The following is a 23,821-nucleotide window of genomic DNA, read 5'->3' as shown; positions in this document are numbered from 1 at the left end:
ACGGCACACCGTGCGGCAGTTGCCGCGCGGGGGCCGCCACACCACCCCGCACGCTTCGCGCTGCGGGGTGTTTCATTTGCGCGTGCCGTAAAGGGGCCAAAGGGCCTGCAGCATCGCACGCTACAATGCCCGGTTTGGGATGACAGGGCCCACGGGCGCCGCGATCCCGCCGTTTGCCGCATTTGCTTGCTGTGCCCGTTTGCCGCGCTTGTTTGCCGAATTTGCTCCGATGACACGAACCCGTTCTACCGCTCCGTCTTCTTCCGGCCGCCCGGCGCGCCTGTCCGCGCTGCATCTCGCGCCCGATTCGCTCGGCTTCGCCCTCGACGCGGCCGCGCAGGCGGTCGATGCGGTGCGGCGCGGCACCGCGCTGCCGGCGGCGTTGTCGGCGGTATTCGCGCAAATGCCGTCCGGTGCGCAGGCGCTCGCGCGCGGGGCGACGCAGGACGTCGCCTACCGGACGATGCGCCGCCTCGGCAGCGCGGACTGGCTGATCGGCCGGCTCATCAGCAAGGCGCCGCCCGCGTACGTGCACGCGGTGCTCGCCGGAGCGTTCGCGCTGCTGCTCGACCCGGCGGACGAGGCCGCGTATCCGGCGTTCACGGTGGTCGACCAGGCCGTGACCGTGATCGGCGCACGCCGCGAATGCGCGTTCGCGAAGGGGATGGTCAATGCGGTGCTGCGCCGTTTCCTGCGCGAGCGCGACGCGCTCGTCGCGGCGCTGCAGGACGATGTCGTCGCGCGCTGGAACTACCGCGCGTGGTGGGTCGATTCGGTGCAGCGCGCCTGGCCCGACGCATGGCAGGCGATCCTCGCGGCCGGCGAGCGGCAAGGGCCGCTGACGCTGCGCGTGAACGCGCGCCGCGCGAGCGTCGACGCGTATCTCGATACGCTGCGCGAGAACGGGATCGAAGCGACCGCGATCGGCCGGCATGCAGTGCGGCTCGCGTCGGCGCTGCCGGTCGATCGCATTCCGGGGTTTGCCGACGGCGTCGTGTCGGTGCAGGACGCCGGCGCGCAGCTCGCAGCCGAATGGCTCGGTGCGCGCGACGGCATGCGCGTGCTCGACGCATGCGCGGCGCCCGGCGGCAAGACCGGCCATATTCTCGAACTGGCCGATGCGGACGTCGTCGCGCTGGAAAGCGACGCCGCGCGCGCGGCACGGATCGGCGAGAACCTCGTGCGGCTGTCGCTCGAAGCGGACGTGCGGGTCGGCGATGCGGGTGCCCCCGACGCGTGGTACGACGGGCGCCCGTTCGACCGCATCCTTGCCGACGTGCCGTGCTCGGCGTCCGGCATCGTGCGGCGGCACCCCGACATTCGCTGGCTGCGCCGCGAGGCCGACATCCCGGCGCTCGTCGCGGAGCAGCGCCGCATCCTGGCGGCGTTGTGGCCGCTCGTGAAGCCGGGCGGCGAACTGCTTTACGTGACCTGTTCGGTCTTCCCCGAGGAAGGCGAATTGCAGGCCCGCTGGTTTGAAGCGGCCTGTGAAGATGCGGTACGATTGGACGCCCCGGGCCAGCTGCTGCCGGGCGGAGTGCAGGGAGGGGCGGCCGCCGGCGCACTCGACCAGAACACCGATCACGACGGATTTTTCTACGCGCGGTTTCAGAAACGGTGACGATCAAACACCTTTTTCCACTTCGGCTCGCGGCCGTCCTGATGGTCGCGTTGACGCTGTGCCTGGCTGTCGTCCGGCCGGCGCATGCCGAGTCGATCGCCGTGCAGCGCGCGTCGCTCCAGTCTGACGGAAGCGGCTGGGCGCTCGACGCACGCTTCGATTTCGAGCTGAACCCGAACCTCGAGGATGCCGTCAACAAGGGCATTCCGCTTTATTTCACGACCGACTTCGAGTTGAGCCGTGCACGCTGGTACTGGTTCGACGAGCAGCCGGTGGCGGTGACGCAGACGATCCGCCTGTCGTTCCAGCCGCTCACGCGCGAGTACCGCGTGTCGACGGGCGGCTTGCAGCTCGGCTTCCCGTCGCTGAAGGATGCGCTCGCGGTGGTCCGCCACATCACGTCGTGGCACGTGATCGACCGCAACCAGGTGCGCGCGGGCGAAACCTACACGGCATCGGTGCGGATGCAGCTCGATACGGCGCTGATGCCGAAGCCGTTCCAGGTCGATGCCGTGAACAATCGCGACTGGACGCTCGGGTCGGACTGGAAGCGCTTCAACTTCACGGTGACCGAACGTGCTAAATAAAGTGCGCCGCGCGGCCAGCGGGAAGAGCCTCCTCATCCGCGTGATCGTCTCGACGGTCGCGCTGACCGCGCTGCTGCTGCTCGTGCTGCTCGCGGCCGCGAGCGCGAACACCGAATTCTTCGACCGCTACTACTCGTGGCTGTACGCGACGAACATCGTCGTCGCGCTCGTGTTCCTGCTCGTGGTGCTCGGGCTGATCGGGATGATCGTCGTGCGCCTGAGGAAGGGCAAGTTCGGCACGCGGCTGCTCGCGAAGCTCGCGGTGTTCTTCGCGCTCGTCGGCGTGGTGCCGGGCGGGATCATCTACATCGTCTCGTACCAGTTCGTGTCGCGCAGTATCGAGTCGTGGTTCGACGTGAACGTCGAGACGGCGCTGACGGCCGGCCTGAACCTCGGCCGCGGGATGCTCGATGCTTCGCTGTCCGATCTGCAGACGAAGGCGCGGCTGATGTCCGACCAGCTCGCGAGCGTCGATGCGAACACGAACGGCACGACGCTCACGCTGCTGCGCTTGCGCGACCAGTTCGGCGTGCAGGACGCGACGATCGTCGAGCCGAGCCGCGGCGGCTCGGGTGCGGCGCCCGACCTGCACATCGTCGCGCAGGCGTCGGGCAATTTCGCGGCACTGATTCCGGACGACCTGCCGACGCCGCTGATGCTGAACCAGGCGCGCGAACACGGCGCGTACGCGGCGATCGAGGGTGAAGTCGACGGCGACCCGCGCGCGCACGGCGCGAAGGGCGCGCTGCGGTTGCGCGTCGTGCGGCCGATTCCCGATGCATCGACGTCGCTGCTGCAGCCGGCGGAACGCTTCCTGCAGCTCACGCAGCCGGTGCCGCCGACGCTTGCCCACAACGCGGACGCCGTGCAGCGCGCGTATCGCGAGTACCAGGAAAAGTCGCTCGGCCGCACGGGGCTGCGCAAGATGTACATCGGCACGCTGACGCTTGCGCTGTTCCTCGCGACCTTCATCGCGATGATGCTCGCGCTCGCGCTCGGCCAGCAGCTCGCGCGGCCGCTGTTCCTGCTCGCGCAGGGCACGAAGGAGGTCACGGAAGGCGACTACACGCCGAAGCGCGAGATCAAGACGCGCGACGAACTCGGCTTCCTCACGCAGTCGTTCAATGCGATGACGCGTCAGTTGTCCGAGGCGCGGCTCGCGGTCGAGAAGAACCGCGTCGCGCTCGAGCATTCGAAGACGTATCTCGAGAGCATCCTCGCGAACCTGACGGCCGGCGTGTTCGTGCTCGACCGCCAGTTCCGGCTGACGACGGCCAATCGCGGCGCCGAGCGGATCTTCCGGCAGCCGTTCAACACGCTGATCGGCACGACGCTCGACCGGATCGGCGTGGCCGCCGGGTTCGGCGCGATGGTGCGCAAGGCGTTCGCCGATCGCGAGGCGGCATCCGACGGCGGCAGCGGCGATCGCGGCCACTGGCAGCAGCAGTTCGCGATCGAGGTGCCGGGCGAAGCCGATCCGCTGACCTTGCTCGTGCGCGGCACGCGCCTCGTGTCGACGGTCGAGGGGCAGGCCGACGATCCGCAGACGTCCGGTTACGTCGTCGTGTTCGACGACATCTCCGACGTGATTTCCGCGCAGCGTTCGGTCGCGTGGGGCGAGGTCGCACGCCGGCTCGCGCACGAGATCAAGAATCCGCTGACGCCGATTCAGCTGTCGGCGGAGCGGCTGCAGATGAAGCTCTCCGACAAGCTCGCACCGCCCGATGCCGATGTGCTCAAGCGCGGCGCGACGATGATCGTCAATCAGGTCGCCGCGATGAAGCGGATGGTCGACGATTTTCGCGAATACGCGCGCACGCCGCCGGCGGTGCTCTCGAACCTGCAGTTGAACGAACTGGCGAGCGAGGTGCTCGGGCTGTATGGTGTGGGCGAAGGCAAGAGCGCGATCGTCGCCGAGCTCGCGCCGTCGCTGCCGGTGATACGCGGTGACGCGACGCAACTGCGCCAGGTGATACACAACCTGCTGCAGAATGCGCAGGATTCGGTCGCGGAGTCGCCGCATCCGCGTGTGTTGATCGAAACCAAGACAGTAGAATATGGCGATCCCGACGCCGAGGGCAAAACGCGCGTCGCGGTACGTCTTACCGTGTCCGACAACGGGCCCGGTTTTCCGGCGCGCATCCTGACCCGCGCGTTCGAGCCTTATGTGACGACGAAGGCGAAGGGCACGGGTCTGGGGTTGGCCACGGTCAAGAAGATCGTCGATGAGCACGGTGCGCGGATCGATCTGCGCAATCGCATGCACGGCGAGACCGTCGAGGGTGCGCAGGTGTCGATCCTGTTCCTGCAGATGGCGAGCGATGCGCCAGGCGCCGAATCGGGCGTGCAGGACGGGGCGGCCCCCGCCAAGACAAAAGCAAGTGAGCAGACAAAGGCAGCGTAAATGGCAACCATCCTGGTGGTAGATGATGAAATGGGCATCCGGGAATTGCTCTCGGAGATCCTCAGCGATGAAGGACACGTCGTCGAGGCGGCGGAGAACGCGCAGGCCGCGCGGGAATACCGGTTGAATCAGGCGCCCGATCTCGTGCTGCTCGATATCTGGATGCCCGATACCGACGGCGTGACGTTGCTCAAGGAGTGGGCGGCGCAGGGGCTGCTGACGATGCCCGTGATCATGATGTCCGGGCACGCGACGATCGATACGGCCGTCGAGGCGACGAAGATCGGCGCGCTCGATTTCCTCGAGAAACCCATCGCGCTGCAGAAGCTGCTGAAGTCCGTCGAGCACGGTCTCGCACGCGGTGCGGCGCCGGTGTCCGCGAACGCGGCGGCGAAGGCCGGTGCGGGGCAGGCGGCGGGGCCCGCGGCGGTTGCGTCCGCGGCCGCGCTGCCGACGCTCGGCGACGACATGGCCTCGGCACTCGGCCTCGCGGGCCAGACGGCCGCGATCCCGTTCGACATCCCGTTGCGCGAAGCGCGCGACGCGTTCGAGCGCGCGTACTTCGAATATCACCTCGCGCGCGAAAACGGCAGCATGACGCGCGTCGCGGAGAAGACGGGCCTCGAGCGCACGCACCTGTATCGCAAGCTCAAGCAGCTCGGCGTCGAGCTCGGCAAGAAGCCGTCCGAAGGTGCCGTATAAAATATTTCGTGAAAGTACTTGATCAAGTAGCGAAGGGTGGATATACTTTCTCTTCTTCGTTGGCCCGGTAGCTCAGTTGGTAGAGCAGCGGATTGAAAATCCGCGTGTCGTTGGTTCGATTCCGACCCAGGCCACCAGAATTAAAACCCCAAGAATCGGAAGATTCTTGGGGTTTTTCGTTTGTGGTGGGGTTTGCGTGATGCATGGCGTGCCCGGCAGCGTTCGTGAGGGCATGGTAAAATCCGTGTCCGCTCAATAACTTAGCGCATCGCTTCATGCGCACGGCAGGCTGCCAGCGTGGCGCCGCCGTGGCGCGCGGCAACGATGCCGCGCGATGGGCGGTATAAGCGCTCCGCCGCGTTCGCGGCCGATTGCGCTGCCTATACTGGTCGAGCCGGCCCAGGCCGGCACGCGTCGGGCCGCCCGGCGGCAGCCGGCCCCGGGGCGCAGCGCGACGCGAGCCTACACATTCACGGAGTATCACGGTGATTCGGACAGACGCTAAAGACGGCGCGCTCGTGTTGTTTTCCGGCGGGCAGGACTCGGCCACGTGCGTGGCTTGGGCCCTCGAACGCTACCAGACGGTCGAGACGCTCGGCTTCGATTACGGCCAGCGCCACCGCGTCGAGCTCGAATGTCGCGAAGGCGTGCGCGAAGCGCTGAAGCGTGACTTTCCCGCCTGGTCGGACCGGCTCGGCGACGATCACATGATCGACCTGTCGGTGCTCGGTGCGATCAGCGATACCGCGATGACGCGCACGATCGAGATCGAGACGGCGGCGAACGGCCTGCCGAACACGTTCGTGCCGGGCCGCAACCTGATGTTCATGACGATCGCCGCGGCGATCGCCTATCGCCGCGGGCTGCGCGTGCTGGTCGGCGGGATGTGCGAGACGGATTTCTCCGGCTATCCCGACTGCCGCGACGACACGATGAAGGCGCTGCAGGTCGCGCTGAACCTCGGGATGGATACCCGCGTCGTGCTCGAGACGCCGCTGATGTGGCTCGACAAGGCGCAAACCTGGCAGCTCGCCGAACAGCTCGGTGGCGAAGCGCTCGTCGAACTGATCCGCGTCGAGACGCACACGTGCTACGTGGGCGAGCGCGCGGAACTGCACGACTGGGGCTTCGGCTGCGGCGAATGCCCGGCCTGCAAGCTGCGCAAGCGCGGCTACGAGGCGTACCTGAAGGGCGAGCGGGTGACCGAAGCGCCGCTGTGATGCAGCAGCAACGGCAGCGCCTGGTGATTAACGGATTCTGATCGACAGCGAGCGGCGCGAGCCGGACGAAGGACGATGACTTACGCGGTCAAGGAAATTTTCTACACGTTGCAGGGCGAGGGCGCGAACGCGGGCCGGCCGGCCGTGTTCTGCCGGTTCGCCGGCTGCAACCTGTGGTCGGGCCGCGAAGAGGATCGTGCGGAGGCCGTGTGCCGCTTCTGCGATACCGACTTCGTCGGCACCGACGGCGAGAACGGCGGCAAGTTCAAAGATGCCGAAGCACTCGTCGCGACGATCGCCGGCCTGTGGCCGGAGGGCGAGGCGCACCGCTTCGTCGTCTGCACGGGCGGCGAGCCGATGCTGCAGCTCGACCAGCCGCTCGTCGACGCGCTGCACGCGGCCGGCTTCGAGATCGCGATCGAGACCAACGGCTCGCTGCCGGTGCTCGAATCGATCGACTGGATCTGTGTGAGCCCGAAGGCCGACGCGCCGCTCGTCGTCACGAAGGGCAACGAGCTGAAGGTCGTGATCCCGCAGGACAACCAGCGGCTCGCCGACTACGCGAAGCTCGACTTCGAGTATTACCTCGTCCAGCCGATGGACGGCCCGTCGCGCGATCTCAATACGAAGCTCGCGATCGACTGGTGCAAGCGTCATCCGCAGTGGCGGCTGTCGATGCAGACCCATAAATATCTGAACATTCCCTGAGCCCCGGCTTTTGACATCGTGCTGATTACCCGAAAACTCGAATTCGACGCGGGCCACCGCATTCCCGACCACCGCAGCCAGTGCCGGAACCTGCATGGCCATCGCTACGTGCTCGAAGTCACGCTGCGCGGCGATCTCGTCGATACCGAGGGGGCGCCCGACCGCGGCATGGTGATGGATTTCGCCGACGTGAAGGCGCTCGCGATGGAGCACCTGGTCGGCAAGTGGGACCACGCGTTCCTGGTCTATGCGCGCGACGACGTCGTGCGCTCGTTCCTCGAGCAGATGGCCGACCACAAGACGGTCGTGATCGACCGGATTCCGACCGTCGAGAACCTCGCGGCGATCGCGTTCGACATCCTCGCGAACGTGTACGACGCGCACTACGGCGTGAACCTGCGGCTCGAGCGCGTGCGCCTGTACGAAACGCCGAACTGCTGGGCCGACGTCGAGCGCCAGCCCGGCCGCTGATCCCGCCTTCCCGGCAGCCCCGCCAGCCGGCGCGGGCTGCCTGACGCCGCACCCCGCGGCCTCGTCCCGCCTCGCTCCCCGTCCGTTCCCACATTTCGCGTAACGCCGCGCTATGATCGTTGCGTGGCGCGGAAAAACGCTGCCGTGCGCAGGTCGTGCGGCCGGCGCTGTCAGATCGGCCGCCCACGGCCGACCAACGTTCCAGGGCCCGGTCCTGGCGCCGCCGTGCATCGCTGCCCGGCATGTCGCGCTCCGCTTTGCCCGTTGCTTGTCCCGTTCGATTGCCGTTCCGTCCAGGAGCCCGTATCGATGAGCACGCTCACCAATTCCCTCAAACAACGCCTGCGCGACGGCGACGATCCGCTGTACGGCCTGTGGTTGTCGCTCGGCAGCGACTCGGCCGCGGAAGCGCTCGCGCATGCCGGCTACGACTGGCTCTGCATCGACATGGAGCACGCGCCGAACGACAGCCGCGATGTTGCATCGCAGCTGCGCGCGATCGCCGCCGCCCATCTGCCGAGCGAGCCCGTCGTGCGCGTGCCGGCGCGTGAGCCGTGGCTCGTGAAGCGCGCGCTCGATGCGGGCGCGCGCACGCTGATGTTTCCCTGCATCGAGACGCTCGACGACGCCGCGCACGCGGTGCGGCTCACGCGCTATCCGTCGCCCGATTCGCCGGACGGGCTGCGCGGCGTCGCGGGCATGGTGCGCGCGGCGGCGTTCGGCATGCGTCGCGACTACGTGCAGACGGCGAATGCGCAGGTTGCAGTGATCGCGCAGATCGAATCGGCGCGCGGCGTCGATGAAGTCGAGCGGATTGCGGCGCTGCCCGGCATCGATTGCCTGTTCGTCGGCCCGGCCGATCTTGCGGCGAGCCTCGGGCACCTTGGCGACATCCGTCACCCGGACGTCGAAACCGCGATGGCGCGCGTGCTCGCGGCCGGCCGGCAGGCCGGCGTCGCGGTCGGGATCTTCGCGGGCGATACGGCGGCCGCGCGCCAGTATCGCGACGCCGGCTACCGGATGATCACGGTGTCGGCCGACGTCAGCTGGTTGTTGCGCGCCACGCGGCAGGCGCTGCAGGAGGTGCGGTCATGAACGGTGGCGATGGCGCGTGCCGTGGGCGCGCGCAGGGTGGGAGCGGGAGGCGCGGGCAGGTCGGCGCGGTGCTCGGCCTGTGGGTCGTGTGGATCGCGGCCGCCGCGCAGGGCGCGCCGCAGGCGAAGCCCGATCCGACGCACGAGACGCAGTCGGCGGTCGCCGACTACAACGCCGGCGACTATCGTGCGGCGCTGGTGCAGTTCCACGACGCGGCCGAGCGCGGCGACCGTCTCGCGCAATTCAACTACGCGATGATGCTGCTGACGGGCGAAGGCGTGACCGCGAACGTCGACGAAGGGTTGCGCTGGCTGAAGCGCGCGGCCGACGCGAACATGTCGCATGCGCAGTACGTGTACGGCCGGATGTTCGACGACGGCGAGTTCGTCGCGCGCGACCCGGCCGAAGCGCACCGCTGGTTCCTGCGGGCGGCGAAGCAGGGGCACGTGCAGGCCGAGCTGTCGCTCGCGAACCAGTTCCTCGACGGGCGCGGCACGCCGCGCGACAACCGGCAGGCATTCACGTGGTACAAGCAGGCCGCGGACGCGGGCGAGCCGACCGCGCAGTACGTGACCGCGTCGTTCTACGAGCGCGGTGGCGACGGCGTCGCGCAGAACCTCAACATCGCGCGGGCGTATTACGCGGCGGCCGCCGCGCAGGGCGACGAGACGGCCGGGCTGAAATTCAAGGAGCTGAGCGCTCGGCTGAAGGCGCAGGGGCCGGCATCGGGCGCCGGCGCGGAGCCGGGCGGGGCACACGCGCCGCCGCCGTGAGTGGGGCGCGCGCCGCGCGGCACTGCGTGGCCGCGCTTGTCATCCGCAGTCGAAAAAAAACGGCGCCGAAGCGCCGTTTTTCTTTGTGCGGTGCGTGCCGCGCGGTCAACTCTTCATCAACCGCCGCTGCCGCCCGACGCTCATGATCATCCCGATCGCGATGCCGAGCGTCGTGAGCGCGGTGCCGCCGTAACTCATGAACGGCAGCGGCACGCCGACGACCGGCAGCACGCCGCTCACCATCCCGATGTTGACGAACGCATAGACGAAGAACGCGAGCGTGAGCGAGCCCGCAAGCAGGCGGCCGAACAGTGTCGCGCCCTGCGCGGCGATATAGAGCCCGCGTGCGATCAGCGCCATGTACAGTGTCAGCAGCACGAGCCCGCCGACGAGCCCCCATTCCTCGGAGAACACCGCGAAGATGAAGTCGGTGTGCTTCTCCGGAATGAATTCGAGGTGCGCCTGCGTGCCTTTCAGGTAGCCCTTGCCGAGCACGCCGCCCGAGCCGATCGCGATCACGGCCTGGATCGTGTGGAAGCCCTTGCCGAGCGGGTCGGAAGTCGGGTCGAGCAGCGTGCACACGCGGTGCTTCTGGTAATCGTGCATCAGCGGCCACTGCACTTCGGGCTGGCAGATGCGCTCTTCGAACACGGCGATCGAGCCGACCGCGATCACGCCCGCGACGAGTACCGGCACGATCAGCTTGAACGACAGGCCGGCGAGGTAGATCACGAAGAAGCCGGCCGCGAACACGAGCAGGCCGGTGCCGAGGTCGGGCTGCTTCGCGATCAGCCCGACCGGCACCAGCAGGATCCCGAACGCGGCGATGAAGTCGTACCAGCGCAGCCCGCCTTCACGACGCTGGTAGTACCACGCGAGCATCAGCGGTGTCGCGATCTTGAGGATTTCCGACGGCTGGATCACGACGCCGACGTTCAGCCAGCGCTTCGCGCCCTTCTTGGTCATCCCGAACAGCGCGACCGCGACCAATAGCGCGACCCCGAACGTGTAGAGCGGGACCGCGAAGCGCATCAGCGTCGTGGGCGGGATGTTGGCGATCACCCACATCAGCACGAACGTCAGCAGGATGTTGCGCAACTGGTCCTCGACGCGGCCCGGCATGTCGATCGCCGCGCTGTACAGCGTGACGATGCCGACGCACAGCAGCAGAAACACGATGAGGGCGAGCGGGCGGTCGAAGCCCGCGAACATCTGCTTGATCTTGTCGAGCCAGGCGCGCTTGTCGAATTGCATGCCTTTCTCCGTTAATGAGCGGTGCCGGCGTCCGCCGCCTTCGCGGGGGCCGTTGCACGGTGATTGTCGTCGCGCGGCGTCGCGACGAGCGGCTGCGCATCGCTGGCGGGCCGGCGCGGCCGGTGCGGGCGCCGGATCGGCGGCAGGCTCGCGGCCCTCGGCGCCGCGGCGCTGGCGCTGGCGGGCAGGGCGGCGCTCGCGGCGGCGGCCGCCGACGCTTCGGAGGCGGCCGCCGCCGATGCCGCTTCGGCCGCGCTGGCCGCGCTCGGCACGACCGGCTGCGGCAGCGCGGTGAAGCCGGCCGCGACGGCAGCAGGCTTGTTTGCGTCGCCGATCACGGGTGCGTTGATGGGTTCGGTCGCCGACGCCGCGGCAGCCACGGCCGCCGCCTCGTTCTGCGGGTTCTGGCGGTCGACGAGGTAGAAGTCGAGCACGCGGCGCGCGATCGGGCCGGCGGCCTGCGCACCCCAGCCGCCGTTCTCGACGACCAGCGCGACGGCGATCTGCGGATGGTCGACCGGCGCGTACGCGATGAACAGCGCGTGGTCCCGCAGGTGCTCGGCGAGCAGGTGGCCCTTGTAGTTGGAGCCTTGCAGCGAGAATACCTGCGCGGTACCGGTCTTGCCGGCAGCGAGGTACGGTGCGCCGCGGAACACCTTGTACGCGGTGCCGGACGGGTTCTCGATCACGTTCTCCATCCCGCGCTTCACGACGTCGATGTCGGCCTGCTTGAGCGGGATCGTTTCGCTTTCCTTCGGCACGGTCAGGCGGCGCCCGCGCGTGATCGGATCCTCGACTTCCTTCACGAGGTGAGGCTTCATCACGACGCCGTTGTTCGCGAGCGTCGCGGTCGCGTGCGCGAGCTGCAGGATCGTGAACGAGTTGTAGCCCTGGCCGATCCCGAGGCTGATCGTCTCGCCGTCGAACCACTTCTGCTGCGCGGCCTTCTTGAACGCCTTCTTCTTCCAGTCGGTCGACGGCAGGATCCCGCGCGCCTCGCCCTGGATGTCGATCCCGGTGATCTGGCCGAAGCCGAACGGCTTCATGAAGTTCGCGATCGAGTTCACGCCGAGGTCGCGCGCGAGCATGTAGAAGTAGGTGTCGTTCGACACCATGATCGCCTTGTTCATGTCGACCCAGCCCTGGCCCGAGCGCACGTCGTTGCGGAACGTGTGGCCGCCGAACGTGAAGTAGCCGGGATCCTGGAAGCCCCAGCCCGGCGTGCGCTTGCCGAGCGTCAGGCCGGCGAGCGCCATGAACGGCTTGTACGTCGAGCCGGGCGGGTAGGTGCCATGCAGCGGGCGGTTCAAGAGCGGCTTGTCGGTCGAGTTGTTCAACTCGTCCCAGGTCTGCTGGTCGATGCCGTCGACGAACGAGTTCGGGTCGAAGCTCGGCGACGACACGAACGCGAGCACGTCGCCCGTCTTCGGCTCGATCGCGACCAGCGCGCCGCGCTTGCCGGCGAACGCCTGCTCGGCCACCTGCTGCAGCCCGATGTCGAGCGACAGCACGAGGTTGTTGCCGGGCGTCGCCTGCGTGCGCGACAGCGTGCGCACCGGCCGGCCGCCGGCCGTCACCTCGACTTCCTCGAAGCCCGTCAGCCCGTGCAGCTCGGTCTCGTAGCTCTGCTCGACACCGATCTTGCCGATGTAGTCGGTACCCTTGTAGTTGTTCGCGTCGCGGCGCGGATCGTAGTTTTCCTGATCGCTGTCGTTGTCATCGCTCATCGCGTCGATGCGATCCTGGTCGCGCTTCGAGATCCGGCCGATGTAGCCGATCACGTGCGCGGCCGTCGTGCCGAGCGGATATTGCCGGAACAGCCGTGCGCGCACGTCGACGCCGGGGAAGCGGAAGCGCTGCGCGGTGAAGCGCGCGACTTCGGCGTCGGTGAGGCGCGTGCGGATCGGCAGGCTCTCGAAGTTCTTCGAGTCTTCCTGCAGCTTCTTGAAGCGGCGGCGGTCGCGCGCGTCGATCGGGACGATCTCGGACAGCTTGTCGATCGTGTTGTCGAGCGTGTCGTCGAGCTTCGACGGCGTGATCTCGAGCGTATAGGCCGAATAGTTCTTCGCGAGGATCACGCCGTTGCGGTCGGTGATGATCCCGCGGTTCGGCACGATTGGCGCAACGGAGATACGGTTTTCCTCGGCCTGCAGCGCGTATTTGCCGTGCTGCATCAGCTGCAGGTAGAAGAAGCGGCTTGCGAGCAGCCCGAAGCAGACGAACACGAACACGCCCGCCGCCGCGACGCGCAGGCGGAACTTCGAGAGCTGCTGTTGGGTGTCGTTGAATTCGGTCATGCGGCTAGGGTCTGTCTGGCCCGCGCACGGCGTGCGGGTGCGGGCGAGGTGCCGCCCCGGAGCGCGGCGCGCGGCGGGCGTGGAGGCGGCGGGTATTCAAGGCGGGCCCCTGGCTCAGATGGGGCGCGTATCGTCCGGATCGACCGGGCGGCGTTGCGGCATCAGCAGCAGATGGCTCGCGATCGGCCACAGCGCGGCTTCGACGAAGCCGTCGACCAGGTAGCGCCAGCCCGGGAACGCGGCGCCCATCAGGAGGCGGATCACGAACGGGACGAGCTGCGCGACGACCAGGAGCGGCGTGACGTACAGCACCTGCACGCCGATCGGCATCCACAGCACGCGGCGGTGGATCGTGATCGCGCCGTACGACAGCAGCGTATAGGCGAGCGCATGCTCGCCGAGCAGCCCCGCGTCATGCACGTCCATCAGGATGCCGAGCGCGAACGCGACGCCCATCCCGACCTTGCGCGGCTGGTGGATGTTCCAGAACAGCAGCACGAGCGCGACGAAGTCGGGCACGCCGGGCAGGCGGCCCCACGGCATCAGGTTCAGCAGGAACGCGGCGGCGAGGCTGAAGACGATGAAGTACGGATTGACCGGCTGCAGGATGTATTGCGGGCGATTCATCGCTGGGCTCCTGATTGCCCGGCCGCGGGCTTCGCGGGCGTGGCGGCGGGCTTGGCCGGAGCGGCCGGTGCCGCAGGTGCGGGCTTCGCGCCGGGCTGGGCCGCGGCGGCCGGCTTCGCATTCGCGTCGGCCTTGTCGGCCTTCTCGCCCTTCGCGGCGGCTTTCGCGCCTTTCTTGCCCTTCGCGTTCTTGTCGGCGGCCGGATCGGGCTCGGCCGGGCGCGGCGGGATGTCGTTCTGGTAATGCAGCACGAGCATCTGGCGCGCGCCGCGCACGGCGGCGACCGGCGCGCAGGTCACGCGCGCGAACGCCGTATCGGCGAGCTTGTCGACGCGCACGACCTTCGCGACCGGCAGGCCGGGCGGATAGACGCCGTCGAGGCCGCTCGTGACGAGCTCGTCGCCGACGACGAGATCCGCGCTGGTCGGCACGAAGCGCAAATCGAGCGAATCGCCCTTCGGCGTGCCGTAGATCACGCTGCGCAGGCCGGTGCGCAGCACCTGCACGGGAATCGCGAGATCGCGGTCGGTGACCAGCGTGACTTCGGACTGCAGCGGGAACACGCGCGTGACCTGGCCGACCACGCCGTTCTCGCTGACGACGGGCGCGCCGTTCTGGATACCTTGCTGCGAGCCCTGGCCGATCACGATCTTCTGCGTGAACGGATCGCTCGTGTCGTACTGGATCTCGGCCGGCGTCGACTGCGTCGCGATGTGCTGGCGCAGCTCGAGCACGGCGCGCAGGTGCGCGTTCTCCTGCGTGAGCACGGCGGCCTGGTTGGCTTGCGTGGACAGCTGCAGGTTGCGCTTGCGGAGGTCGTCGTTCTCGTGGCGCAGCGACGCGCCGGTGACGGCGATGTCGGCCGCGCCCATGAACAGGTCGCGCGGCACGAGCGCGGCGCGCTGCAGCGGATAGAGCACGGTGCCGAGCACGCCGCGGACGATTTCGAGCGTGCTGAAGCGCGCGTCCGAGACGAGGAGCGCGATGGCGAGGGCAACGAAGAAGATGAGCCGCGCGAGCGCGGGCGGACCTTGCTTGAAGAGGGGCGGCGGACTGTATTCCATGGTCGGCGCCGGGCGCGAATGATCGGTTAAATGATGCTCAGACGCGCAAACGGCGCGGCGGTTCGTTCTAAACGAGCGAGCCGGCCACGCCGCGGTTGCGTCATGTCAGGGAACTGCCTGGACGATCACTCGTACGAGAAGATGCTGCCCAGCTTGTCCATGCGCTCGAGCGCCATGCCCGAACCGCGCACGACGCAGGTGAGCGGATCTTCCGCGACGAGCACCGGCAGGCCGGTTTCTTCCGCCAGCAGGCGATCGAGGTCGCGCAGCAGCGCGCCGCCACCCGTCAGCATCATCCCGCGTTCGGCGATGTCGGCGCCGAGTTCCGGCGGCGTCTGTTCGAGCGCGATCTTCACCGACGACACGATCTGGTTCAGCGGATCGGTCAGCGCTTCGAGGATTTCGTTGCTGGAGATCGTGAAGCTGCGCGGAATGCCTTCCGACAGGTTGCGGCCCTTCACTTCCATTTCCTTGACTTCGGAGCCCGGGAACGCGGAGCCGATTTCCTTCTTGATCGCCTCGGCGGTCTGTTCGCCGATCAGCATCCCGTAGTTGCGGCGGATGTAGTTGACGATCGCCTCGTCGAACTTGTCGCCGCCGACGCGCACCGAACCCTTGTACACGATGCCGCCGAGCGAGATCACGCCGACTTCCGTCGTGCCGCCGCCGATGTCGACGACCATCGAGCCGGTGGCTTCCGACACCGGCAGGCCCGCGCCGATCGCAGCGGCCATCGGCTCTTCGATCAGGTAGACCTGCGATGCGCCGGCGCCGTGCGCGGCTTCCTTGATCGCGCGGCGCTCGACCTGGGTCGAGCCGCACGGCACGCAGATGATGATGCGCGGCGAAGGCGAGAACATGCGCGACTCGTGGGCCGTCTTGATGAACTGCTTGATCATCTGCTCGGTGACGGTGAAGTCGGCGATCACGCCGTCCTTCATCGGGCGGATCGCCTCGATGTTGCCCGGCACCTTGCCGAGCATCTGCTTGGCTTCCTTACCGACTGCCTGGATGGTCTTCTTGCCGTTGGGGCCGCCTTCCTGGCGGATCGACACGACGGACGGCTCATCGAGCACGATGCCCTTGCCGCGCATGTAGATCAGGGTGTTTGCGGTGCCGAGGTCGATCGCGAGATCGTTGGAGAAGTAGCTGCGCAAAAAACCGAACATTCAGAATCCTGTTTCGCTCTGGGCCGGCCCTGCATAGCGAGCGCTGAGGGCGGCAGCGGAAAAAATAACAGCCTCGGGAAGCGTGGCGGAAGCGGCCGCCGCGGCGCACGAAGCTGCGAGTGATGTCTACCGGGGATCGCACGATGCACGCACGGCCTGCCGAAGCGGGGCGAAACGGTGCGGGAAAAGGCTGCCGGGTTTGGGTCGAACGCGTAATGATACCTTATAATTTCACGGTATTTGAATCGAAACGGGCGGTATTTTTGCCGCTTCGGCCCCGATTTTTGAGGGTGGGATCGCACCCTCCAACCCCCCGCCGCAGTGCTGCTTTTGATGCGCTGCGCAGCCTTGTTTTTCCGGTGATCGCATGGCCCTGACCCTGACCGATGTGAAACGCATCGCGCACCTGGCGCGACTCGAAATGGCCGACGCCGACGCCGAGCACATGCTCGGCCAGCTCAATGAACTCTTCGGCCTCGTCGAGCAGATGCAGGCGGTCGATACCGCCGGCATCGCGCCGCTCGCCCACCCGATCGAACAGATCCAGGAAGTCGCGCAGCGCCTGCGTGACGACGCCGTGACGGAGGTCGTCAATCGCGACGACAACCAGCGTCCGGCGCCGGCCGTCCAGGACGGCCTCTATCTCGTGCCGAAGGTGATCGAGTAAGCATTCGATGACAAGCGCGCCGCCTCTGCGCCGCGCGCCACCCAGAATTCCCAGGAAAACCACTCAATGCACGCAAAAAGCCTGACCGAACTGCGCGCCGCGCTCGCCGCCAAGGAATGCTCGGCCGTCGAGCTCGCGCAGCTCTACCTGAAACGGATCGAAGCCGCGCGCGACCTGAACGCGTTCGTCCACGTCGACACCGATCTCACCCTCGCGCAGGCCAAGGCCGCCGATGCCGAGCTCGCGCGCGGCGCGGGCGGCGCGCTCACCGGCCTGCCGATCGCGCACAAGGATGTCTTCGTCACGCGCGGCTGGCACTCGACCGCCGGCTCGAAGATGCTCGCGAACTACGAGAGCCCGTTCGACGCGACCGTCGTCGCCCGCCTGCAGGCGGCCGGCATGGTCACGCTCGGCAAGACCAACATGGACGAGTTCGCGATGGGCTCGTCGAACGAGAATTCGGCGTTCGGTGCGGTGAAGAACCCGTGGGACACGAACGCGGTGCCGGGCGGCAGCTCGGGCGGCAGCTCGGCAGCGGTGGCCGCGCGCCTCGCGCCGGCCGCGACCGGCACCGACACCGGCGGCTCGATCCGCCAGCCCGCGTCGTTCGCGGGCGTGACGGGCATCAAGCCGACCTACGGCCGCGTGTCGCGCTACGGGATGATCGCGTTCGCGTCGTCGCTCGACCAGGGCGGCCCGATGGCGCAGAGCGCGTCCGACTGCGCGCTGCTGCTGAATGCGATGGCCGGCTTCGACGAGCGCGACTCGACGAGCCTCGAGCGCGACGACGAAGATTTCACGCGCCACCTCGGCCAGCCGTGGGCAGCCGGCAACGATGCGGGCAAGCCGCTCGCGGGCCTGCGCATCGGCCTGCCGAACGAGTATTTCGGCGACGGCCTCGCCGACGACGTGCGCGCGGCGATCGACGCGGCGCTGAAGCAATATGAAGCGCTCGGCGCGACGCTCGTGCCCGTGTCGCTGCCGAAGACGGAACTGTCGATTCCCGTGTACTACGTGATCGCGCCGGCTGAAGCCTCGTCGAACCTGTCGCGTTTCGACGGCGTGCGCTTCGGCCACCGCGCCGCGCAGTACGGCGACCTGCTCGACATGTACAAGAAGTCGCGCGCGGAAGGCTTCGGCCCCGAGGTGAAGCGCCGGATCCTGGTCGGTGCGTACGTGCTGTCGCACGGCTACTACGACGCGTACTACCTGCAGGCGCAGAAGATCCGCCGCATCATCGCGAACGATTTCCAGGAAGCGTTCAAGTCCTGCGACGTGATCATGGGCCCGGCGTCGCCGACGGTCGCATGGGATCTCGGCTCGAAGGGCGACGATCCGGTGCAGATGTATCTCGCGGATATCTACACGCTGTCGGTGAGCCTCGCCGGCCTGCCCGGCATGAGCGTGCCGTGCGGCTTCGGCGCGGGCGCGAATGCGAAGCGCCCGGTCGGCCTGCAGATCATCGGCAACTATTTCAACGAAGCCCGGATGCTGCAGGTCGCCGACGCGTTCCAGCGCGCGACCGACTGGCACAAGCAAGTTCCGGCAGGGGTGTAAGCATATGGCTACTCAATGGGAAGTCGTCATCGGTCTCGAGACGCACGCGCAACTGTCGACCGTCTCGAAGATTTTCTCGGGCGCGTCGACGCAGTTCGGCGCCGAGCCGAACACGCAGGCCTGCCCGGTCGACCTGGCGCTGCCGGGCGTGCTGCCGGTGCTGAACCGCGGCGCGGTCGAACGCGCGATCCGCTTCGGCCTCGCGATCGGCTCGACCATCGCGCCGCGCAGCATCTTCGCGCGCAAGAATTATTTCTACCCCGACCTGCCGAAGGGCTATCAGATCAGCCAGTACGAGATTCCGGTCGTGCAGGGCGGCCAGATCACGATCCAGGTGCCCGCCAACGAAAAGGCCGGCAAGGAAGCGTACGAGAAGACGGTCAACCTGACCCGCGCGCACCTCGAGGAAGATGCGGGCAAGTCGCTGCATGAAGACTTCGCCGGGATGACGGGGATCGACCTGAACCGCGCGGGCACGCCGCTGCTCGAGATCGTCACCGAGCCGGAAATGCGCAGCGCGGCCGAGGCCGTGGCCTACGCGAAGGCACTGCATGGGCTCGTCGTGTGGCTCGGCATCTGCGACGGCAACATGCAGGAAGGCTCGTTCCGCTGCGATGCGAACGTGTCGGTGCGCCCGGTCGGCCAGGAGAAGTTCGGCACGCGCGCGGAAATCAAGAACCTGAACTCGTTCCGGTTCCTCGAGGAAGCGATCAATTTCGAAGTGCGTCGCCAGATCGAGCTGATCGAGGACGGCGGCGAAGTCGTGCAGGAAACGCGCCTCTACGATCCGGACAAGCGCGAGACGCGTTCGATGCGCAGCAAGGAAGACGCGCACGACTACCGTTACTTCCCCGACCCCGACCTGATGCCGCTCGTGATCGGCCAGGACTGGATCGAGCGCGTGCAGTCCGGGATGCCCGAGCTGCCTGCCGCGATGCAGCAGCGCTTCGCCAACGAATACGGCGTGTCCGCGTACGACGCGGGCGTGCTGACGTCGAGCAAGGCGATGGCCGCGTACTTCGAAGCCGTGGTCGCGAAGGCCGGCACCGCGAACGCGAAGATCGCCGCGAACTGGCTGATGGGCGACGTGTCGTCGCAGCTGAACCGAGACGGCATCGAAATCGACGCGATTCCGGTCTCGGCCGCGCAGCTCGCGCTCGTGCTGCAGCGCATCGCGGATGGCACGATCTCGAACAAGATCGCGAAGGAAATCTTCGCGACGATCTGGGACGAGAAGGCGACCGACGAAGGCGCGGCCGACCGCATCATCGACGCGAAGGGGCTCAAGCAGATCTCCGACACCGGCGCGCTGGAAGCGATCATCGACGAAGTGCTCGCGGCGAACGCGAAGTCGGTCGAGGAATTCCGCGCAGGCAAGGAAAAGGCGTTCAACGCGCTGATCGGCCAGGCAATGAAGGCGACGAAGGGCAAGGCCAATCCGCAGCAGGTCAACGAACTGCTGAAGAAGAAGCTCGGCTGAGCATGACCGCGCGCCTGAACCACGCTTGACGACGGGCCGCCCCGAACCGGATCGGGGCGGCCCGTTGCGTTTTGGTGGATGCGTTATCGTATGCACCACAGCGTCCAACGGAGGAACGAATGGCGAAACAACCGTCGCTCGACGATTTCCGCGTGCCTTACAGCACGCGCGAGAAGGAAGCCGCCGCATTCAAGCTCGATGCGTTCGACCCGGCCGCGAAGCCGTTTTCGTCCGGATCGAAAGAAGCGGACCGCGAACGGCTGTCGGTCGTGTCGACCGAGCTCGACGTGCAGCAGGAGCGCCTGCACACGCAGCAGAAGAAGCGCGTGCTGCTCGTGCTGCAGGGGATGGACACCAGCGGCAAGGACGGCACCGTGCGCGCGGTGTTCCGCGAGGTCGATCCGCTCGGCCTGCGCGTGGTGTCGTTCAAGGCGCCCACGCCGATCGAGGCCGCGCACGACTTCCTGTGGCGCGTGCATGCGCAGGCGCCGGCCGCGGGCGAGCTCGCGATCTTCAACCGCAGCCACTATGAAGACGTGCTCGTGCCGCGCGTGCTCGACCTGATCGACACGAAGGAATGCGAGCGCCGCTACCGGCAGATCCGCGATTTCGAGACGATGCTGGTCGAGAACGGCACGACGATCATCAAGTGCTTCCTGCACATATCGAAGGACGAGCAGCGCGCGCGGCTGCAGGCGCGCATCGACGATCCGGCCAAGCACTGGAAGTTCGACATTTCCGATCTCGACGCGCGCAAGCACTGGGACGCGTACCAGTCCGCCTATCGTGACGCGCTCGCCGCGACGTCCGCCGAGCATGCGCCGTGGTACGTGATCCCGGCGAACTCGAAGACGCACCGCAACGTGATGATCGCCGAGCTGCTGCTGCGCACGATGACCGACATGAAGCTGGAATTCCCGCCGCCGAAGCCCGCGCTCGAAGGCGTGAAGATCCGCTAAGCTGCCCCCCTGAAAAACATCGAACTGAACGGAATCCGACATGATGCGAGTGATTACCGCCAACCTGAACGGCATCCGCTCCGCCGCGAAGAAGGGCTTCTTCGAGTGGCTCGGCGAACAGAACGCCGATTGCGTGTGCGTGCAGGAAATCAAGGTCTCGGCCGACGACCTGCCGGCCGAATTCGTCGAGCCGCACGGCTTCAAGAGCTATTTCCACCACGCCGAGAAGAAGGGCTACAGCGGCGCGGGCGTGTACAGCCGCCGCGAGCCCGATGACGTGATCATCGGCTTCGGCAGCAGCGAATTCGATGCCGAAGGGCGCTACGTCGAGGCGCGCTACGGCAAGCTGTCCGTCGTGTCGGTGTACGTGCCGTCCGGCTCGAGCGGCGAAGAACGCCAGCAGGCGAAGTACCGCTTCATGGACGAGTTCATGCCGCACCTCGCCGCGCTGAAGAAGAAGCGCGAGGTGATCCTGTGCGGCGACGTGAACATCGTCCACAAGGAAATCGACATCAAGAACTGGAAGAGCAACCAGAAGAACTCGGGCTGCCTGCCGGAAGAGCGCGAGTGGCTCACGAAGCTGTTCGACGATGTCGGCTATGTCGACGTGTTCCGCACGCTCGACCCGCGCGCCGAGCAGTACACGTGGTGGAGCAACCGCGGCCAGGCGTATGCGAAGAACGTCGGGTGGCGGATCGATTACCAGATCGCGACGCCGGGTATCGCCGGCACCGCGAAAAGCACGTCGATCTTCAAGGACATCAAGTTCAGCGACCACGCGCCGCTGACGGTGGACTACGACTACAAGAAGTGATGTTCCGCGCTGCGCCGCGCGTGCAGCAGTCGGATGCAAAAACGGGCCGCATGTCGAACATGCGGCCCGTTTCGTTTGGGGCGGCGATCGTGCGTATCGCCTTCGGCGCTTATTGCTTGATCGACGCCATGTCGATCACGAACCGGTACTTCACGTCGCTCTTCAGCATGCGCTCGTAGGCCGCGTTGATCTGCTGCATCGGAATCGTTTCGATATCCGACGTGATCCCGTGCTCCGCGCAGAAGTCGAGCATTTCCTGCGTTTCCGCGATCCCGCCGATCAGCGAGCCGGCGAGGCGGCGGCGCTTGAAGATCAGGTTGAACACCTGCGGCGACGGATGGTCGTGCTCCGGCGCGCCGACCAGCGTCATCGTGCCGTCGCGCTTCAGCAGGTGCAGGAACGGGTTCAGGTCGTGCTGCGCGGCGACCGTGTTCAGGATGAAGTCGAAGCTGTTCAGGTGCGCGTTCATCTGCGCCTCGTCCTTCGAGATCACGACTTCGTGCGCGCCGAGCCGCTTGCCGTCCTCGATCTTCGACGGCGACGTGGTGAACAGCACGACGTGCGCACCCATCGCGCGCGCCAGCTTCACGCCCATGTGGCCGAGGCCGCCGAGCCCGACGATGCCGACCTTCTTGCCGGGGCCGACGTTCCACTGCCGCAGCGGCGAGTAGGTCGTGATCCCCGCGCACAGCAGCGGCGCGGCGCCGGCCGGGTCGAGCGTCTCGGGCACGCGCAGCACGAACGCCTCGTCGACGACGAGCTGCGTCGAATAACCGCCGAACGTGATGTCGCCCGTCACGCGATCCTGGCCGTTGTAGGTGCCGACGAAGCCGTTCTCGCAATATTGCTCGAGGCCTTCTTCGCAGCTCGCGCAGGTGCGGCACGAATCGACGAGACAGCCGACGCCGACCAGTTCGCCGACCTTGAAGCGCGTCACTTCCGGGCCGGTCGCGGTTACGCGGCCGACGATTTCATGGCCCGGCACGACCGGATAGATCGTGTTGCGCCATTCGTTGCGGGCCTGGTGCAGGTCCGAGTGGCAGACGCCGCAGTAGAGGACGTCGATCTGGACGTCGAGGTCGCGCAGTGCGCGACGCTGGAATTCGAACGGGGCGAGCGGCGAGCGCGAATCGGTCGCCGCGTAGGCATAGGTAGTGCTCATGCGATGGGCTCCTTGTCCGGAAAGCATCCGGCGAAACAGACTGCCGTCGCATCATGTGGCGATGCGGCGAGGCAGGACGTCATCGTAAGGAGCGCGGCGCCGCAGTGAAATACACGAAGGTCTGGAAGATTTGCCTATTCCTCTCTAACTGCGTGCAAACAGCCGTCAAAACACGTCCAAGGTGCTAAATTGCGAGCCAGATTCTCTTGCCGGACAGGACCACGCAGATGAGCTTCGAGCCCCTTTTCGCCGATACGGGCGACCGTGTGCAGCGCCGCATGGTCGAGCTGCATACGCGCGTCGCGCCGAACGAGGGCGACACGCTCGCGGCGCTCGACGGCGTGCGCTTCATCCGCGTGAGCCGTCCGGTGCCGCGCATGCCCGTGTTGTACGAGCCGAGCATCGTCGTCGTGTGCCAGGGGCGCAAGCTCGGCTATCTCGGCGAGCGCTCGTTCGTGTACGACGCGCAGCAGTATCTCGTGCTGTCGGTGCCGCTGCCGTTCGAATGCGAGACCTTCGCGAGCCAGGGCGAGCCGTTTCTCGCGATCTCGATCCGCGTCGATCTCGCGGTGATCGCCGAGCTTGCGATCCTGCTCGACGAGACGCTGGGTGCGCCCGTCAGCGAACCGCTCGGCGTTGATTCGACGCCGCTCGATGCGCCGCTGGCGGACGCCGTGCTGCGGTTGCTCGAAGCGCTCGCATCGCCGCACGACACGCGCGTGCTGGGTCCCGCGATCATGCGCGAGATCGCGTATCGGGTGCTGACGGGCGCGCAGGGCGACGCGATCCGCGCGGCGCTCGTCCAGCAGCATCACTTCGGCCGCATCGCGAAGGCGCTGCGGCGCATCCATGCGGACCTGAAGGCCGATCTCGACGTCGAGACGCTCGCGCGCGAGGCCGGCATGAGCCTCGCGGTGTTCCATGCGCAGTTCAAGCACGTGACGGCGACGTCGCCGATGCAGTATGTGAAGGCCACGCGGCTGCACCAGGCACGGCTGATGATGGTGCAGGACGGGGTCGGCGCCGGTGCGGCGGCCGCGCGTGTCGGCTATGCGAGCGCATCGCAGTTCAGCCGCGAGTTCAAACGGCTGTTCGGCCGCAGCCCGGGTGACGAGGTGCGCTGGATGCGCGAAAGCGGTGCCCGGCCGGTCGCGGCGGAGGTGGATGCGTAGGGCGGCGTCGCGATCGGC

Annotated in this window: 21 protein-coding genes and 1 tRNA gene; 16 read left to right on the top strand and 6 right to left on the bottom strand. The window is 67.2% G+C overall.

What is annotated here, in order from left to right; translation table 11 throughout:
• Positions 1 to 229: 229 nt before the first annotated feature.
• From rsmB to CFB82_RS17400, 10 genes are all read left to right on the top strand, one after another.
• Positions 230 to 1,621, top strand: coding sequence for a 16S rRNA (cytosine(967)-C(5))-methyltransferase RsmB (rsmB, locus tag CFB82_RS17445; protein ID WP_089484682.1), 1,392 nt, complete (start codon positions 230 to 232; stop codon positions 1,619 to 1,621).
• The gene (locus CFB82_RS17440; protein ID WP_039353770.1) at positions 1,618 to 2,208 is read left to right on the top strand and encodes a DUF4390 domain-containing protein; all 591 of its coding nucleotides are present in this window, start codon (positions 1,618 to 1,620) and stop codon (positions 2,206 to 2,208) included. The genes rsmB and CFB82_RS17440 overlap by 4 nt, the downstream gene beginning before the upstream one ends.
• Complete coding sequence (gene esaS / locus CFB82_RS17435) at positions 2,198 to 4,612, top strand: sensor histidine kinase EsaS (RefSeq protein WP_089446638.1); 2,415 nt, start codon at positions 2,198 to 2,200, stop codon at positions 4,610 to 4,612. The genes CFB82_RS17440 and esaS overlap by 11 nt, the downstream gene beginning before the upstream one ends.
• Positions 4,613 to 5,314 (top strand): response regulator transcription factor EsaR, encoded by a 702-nt coding sequence (esaR, locus tag CFB82_RS17430; RefSeq protein ID WP_021163978.1) that lies wholly within the window; start codon positions 4,613 to 4,615, stop codon positions 5,312 to 5,314.
• Positions 5,315 to 5,375: 61 nt separating this feature from the next.
• A tRNA-Phe gene (locus CFB82_RS17425) sits at positions 5,376 to 5,451 on the top strand.
• Positions 5,452 to 5,799: 348 nt separating this feature from the next.
• Positions 5,800 to 6,534: a 7-cyano-7-deazaguanine synthase QueC gene (queC, locus tag CFB82_RS17420; protein ID WP_011353565.1), complete on the top strand. Its 735-nt coding sequence runs from the start codon at positions 5,800 to 5,802 to the stop codon at positions 6,532 to 6,534.
• 75 nt (positions 6,535 to 6,609) lie between these two features.
• Complete coding sequence (gene queE / locus CFB82_RS17415) at positions 6,610 to 7,242, top strand: 7-carboxy-7-deazaguanine synthase (RefSeq protein ID WP_011353564.1); 633 nt, start codon at positions 6,610 to 6,612, stop codon at positions 7,240 to 7,242.
• Between the two features lie 18 nt (positions 7,243 to 7,260).
• Positions 7,261 to 7,713, top strand: coding sequence for a 6-carboxytetrahydropterin synthase QueD (gene queD / locus CFB82_RS17410; protein ID WP_011353563.1), 453 nt, complete (start codon positions 7,261 to 7,263; stop codon positions 7,711 to 7,713).
• Positions 7,714 to 8,022: 309 nt separating this feature from the next.
• Positions 8,023 to 8,808: an HpcH/HpaI aldolase family protein gene (locus CFB82_RS17405; protein ID WP_069249147.1), complete on the top strand. Its 786-nt coding sequence runs from the start codon at positions 8,023 to 8,025 to the stop codon at positions 8,806 to 8,808.
• Positions 8,805 to 9,581: a tetratricopeptide repeat protein gene (locus tag CFB82_RS17400; protein WP_069249146.1), complete on the top strand. Its 777-nt coding sequence runs from the start codon at positions 8,805 to 8,807 to the stop codon at positions 9,579 to 9,581. Before CFB82_RS17405 ends, CFB82_RS17400 begins: the two co-directional genes overlap by 4 nt.
• A gap of 105 nt (positions 9,582 to 9,686) precedes the next feature.
• On the opposite strand, the gene rodA is transcribed toward CFB82_RS17400, so the two are convergent.
• From rodA to CFB82_RS17375, 5 genes are all read right to left on the bottom strand, one after another.
• Entirely contained in the window at positions 9,687 to 10,835 is a 1,149-nt protein-coding gene (gene rodA / locus CFB82_RS17395; RefSeq protein ID WP_039353786.1) for a rod shape-determining protein RodA, read from the bottom strand.
• A gap of 11 nt (positions 10,836 to 10,846) precedes the next feature.
• Positions 10,847 to 13,132, bottom strand: coding sequence for a penicillin-binding protein 2 (mrdA, locus tag CFB82_RS17390; protein ID WP_089484681.1), 2,286 nt, complete (start codon positions 13,130 to 13,132; stop codon positions 10,847 to 10,849).
• A 114-nt stretch (positions 13,133 to 13,246) separates the two neighbouring features.
• Entirely contained in the window at positions 13,247 to 13,759 is a 513-nt protein-coding gene (gene mreD, locus CFB82_RS17385; protein ID WP_006482567.1) for a rod shape-determining protein MreD, read from the bottom strand.
• Positions 13,756 to 14,823, bottom strand: coding sequence for a rod shape-determining protein MreC (gene mreC / locus CFB82_RS17380; protein ID WP_069249144.1), 1,068 nt, complete (start codon positions 14,821 to 14,823; stop codon positions 13,756 to 13,758). The genes mreD and mreC overlap by 4 nt, the downstream gene beginning before the upstream one ends.
• A 125-nt stretch (positions 14,824 to 14,948) precedes the next feature.
• On the bottom strand, positions 14,949 to 15,992 hold the full coding sequence (locus CFB82_RS17375) for a rod shape-determining protein (protein WP_004189550.1): 1,044 nt from the start codon (positions 15,990 to 15,992) through the stop codon (positions 14,949 to 14,951).
• Between the two features lie 367 nt (positions 15,993 to 16,359).
• Between CFB82_RS17375 and gatC the strand changes: the two genes are divergently transcribed.
• The 5 genes from gatC to CFB82_RS17350 all read left to right on the top strand — a co-directional run bounded on the left by gatC (position 16,360) and on the right by CFB82_RS17350 (position 21,469).
• Positions 16,360 to 16,659, top strand: a complete 300-nt coding sequence (gene gatC, locus CFB82_RS17370; RefSeq protein WP_039353798.1) for an Asp-tRNA(Asn)/Glu-tRNA(Gln) amidotransferase subunit GatC — start codon at positions 16,360 to 16,362, stop codon at positions 16,657 to 16,659.
• Between the two features lie 66 nt (positions 16,660 to 16,725).
• Positions 16,726 to 18,216, top strand: coding sequence for an Asp-tRNA(Asn)/Glu-tRNA(Gln) amidotransferase subunit GatA (gatA, locus tag CFB82_RS17365; RefSeq protein WP_069249143.1), 1,491 nt, complete (start codon positions 16,726 to 16,728; stop codon positions 18,214 to 18,216).
• A 4-nt stretch (positions 18,217 to 18,220) separates the two neighbouring features.
• Positions 18,221 to 19,696: an Asp-tRNA(Asn)/Glu-tRNA(Gln) amidotransferase subunit GatB gene (gene gatB, locus CFB82_RS17360; RefSeq protein WP_089484680.1), complete on the top strand. Its 1,476-nt coding sequence runs from the start codon at positions 18,221 to 18,223 to the stop codon at positions 19,694 to 19,696.
• Positions 19,697 to 19,815: 119 nt separating this feature from the next.
• Positions 19,816 to 20,655, top strand: coding sequence for a polyphosphate kinase 2 family protein (locus CFB82_RS17355; protein WP_089484679.1), 840 nt, complete (start codon positions 19,816 to 19,818; stop codon positions 20,653 to 20,655).
• Positions 20,656 to 20,695: 40 nt separating this feature from the next.
• Positions 20,696 to 21,469 carry an exodeoxyribonuclease III gene (locus tag CFB82_RS17350; protein ID WP_069249140.1) on the top strand — a complete coding sequence of 258 codons (774 nt, stop codon included), beginning with the start codon at positions 20,696 to 20,698 and terminating at the stop codon, positions 21,467 to 21,469.
• 109 nt (positions 21,470 to 21,578) lie between these two features.
• Here CFB82_RS17350 and CFB82_RS17345 read toward each other — a convergent pair whose 3' ends face one another.
• Positions 21,579 to 22,631 carry an NAD(P)-dependent alcohol dehydrogenase gene (locus CFB82_RS17345; protein WP_069249139.1) on the bottom strand — a complete coding sequence of 351 codons (1,053 nt, stop codon included), beginning with the start codon at positions 22,629 to 22,631 and terminating at the stop codon, positions 21,579 to 21,581.
• Positions 22,632 to 22,858: 227 nt separating this feature from the next.
• Here CFB82_RS17345 and CFB82_RS17340 point away from each other — a divergent pair, with 227 nt between their 5' ends.
• Entirely contained in the window at positions 22,859 to 23,803 is a 945-nt protein-coding gene (locus CFB82_RS17340; protein WP_089484678.1) for an AraC family transcriptional regulator, read from the top strand.
• Positions 23,804 to 23,821: the final 18 nt, after the last annotated feature.

Source organism: Burkholderia sp. HI2714 (genome assembly GCF_002223085.1).
Taxonomy (GTDB): Bacteria; Pseudomonadota; Gammaproteobacteria; order Burkholderiales; family Burkholderiaceae; genus Burkholderia; species Burkholderia lata_D.
Note: the sequence above shows the minus strand (reverse complement) of the source record. Positions and strands in the feature narration are given on the sequence as shown.

Excerpts from the sequence above, each read along its gene's own strand:
- rodA (WP_039353786.1), bottom strand. The coding sequence starts at position 10,835 with ATGCAATTCGACAAGCGCGCCTGGCTCGACAAGATCAAGCAGATGTTC.
- CFB82_RS17355 (WP_089484679.1), top strand. The coding sequence starts at position 19,816 with ATGGCGAAACAACCGTCGCTCGACGATTTCCGCGTGCCTTACAGCACG.
- queE (WP_011353564.1), top strand. The coding sequence starts at position 6,610 with ATGACTTACGCGGTCAAGGAAATTTTCTACACGTTGCAGGGCGAGGGC.
- CFB82_RS17375 (WP_004189550.1), bottom strand. The coding sequence starts at position 15,992 with ATGTTCGGTTTTTTGCGCAGCTACTTCTCCAACGATCTCGCGATCGAC.
- CFB82_RS17345 (WP_069249139.1), bottom strand. The coding sequence starts at position 22,631 with ATGAGCACTACCTATGCCTACGCGGCGACCGATTCGCGCTCGCCGCTC.
- mrdA (WP_089484681.1), bottom strand. The coding sequence starts at position 13,132 with ATGACCGAATTCAACGACACCCAACAGCAGCTCTCGAAGTTCCGCCTG.
- gatB (WP_089484680.1), top strand. The coding sequence starts at position 18,221 with ATGGCTACTCAATGGGAAGTCGTCATCGGTCTCGAGACGCACGCGCAA.
- CFB82_RS17405 (WP_069249147.1), top strand. The coding sequence starts at position 8,023 with ATGAGCACGCTCACCAATTCCCTCAAACAACGCCTGCGCGACGGCGAC.
- rsmB (WP_089484682.1), top strand. The coding sequence starts at position 230 with ATGACACGAACCCGTTCTACCGCTCCGTCTTCTTCCGGCCGCCCGGCG.
- gatA (WP_069249143.1), top strand. The coding sequence starts at position 16,726 with ATGCACGCAAAAAGCCTGACCGAACTGCGCGCCGCGCTCGCCGCCAAG.
- CFB82_RS17400 (WP_069249146.1), top strand. The coding sequence starts at position 8,805 with ATGAACGGTGGCGATGGCGCGTGCCGTGGGCGCGCGCAGGGTGGGAGC.
- CFB82_RS17340 (WP_089484678.1), top strand. The coding sequence starts at position 22,859 with ATGAGCTTCGAGCCCCTTTTCGCCGATACGGGCGACCGTGTGCAGCGC.
- mreD (WP_006482567.1), bottom strand. The coding sequence starts at position 13,759 with ATGAATCGCCCGCAATACATCCTGCAGCCGGTCAATCCGTACTTCATC.
- mreC (WP_069249144.1), bottom strand. The coding sequence starts at position 14,823 with ATGGAATACAGTCCGCCGCCCCTCTTCAAGCAAGGTCCGCCCGCGCTC.
- CFB82_RS17350 (WP_069249140.1), top strand. The coding sequence starts at position 20,696 with ATGATGCGAGTGATTACCGCCAACCTGAACGGCATCCGCTCCGCCGCG.
- gatC (WP_039353798.1), top strand. The coding sequence starts at position 16,360 with ATGGCCCTGACCCTGACCGATGTGAAACGCATCGCGCACCTGGCGCGA.
- esaR (WP_021163978.1), top strand. The coding sequence starts at position 4,613 with ATGGCAACCATCCTGGTGGTAGATGATGAAATGGGCATCCGGGAATTG.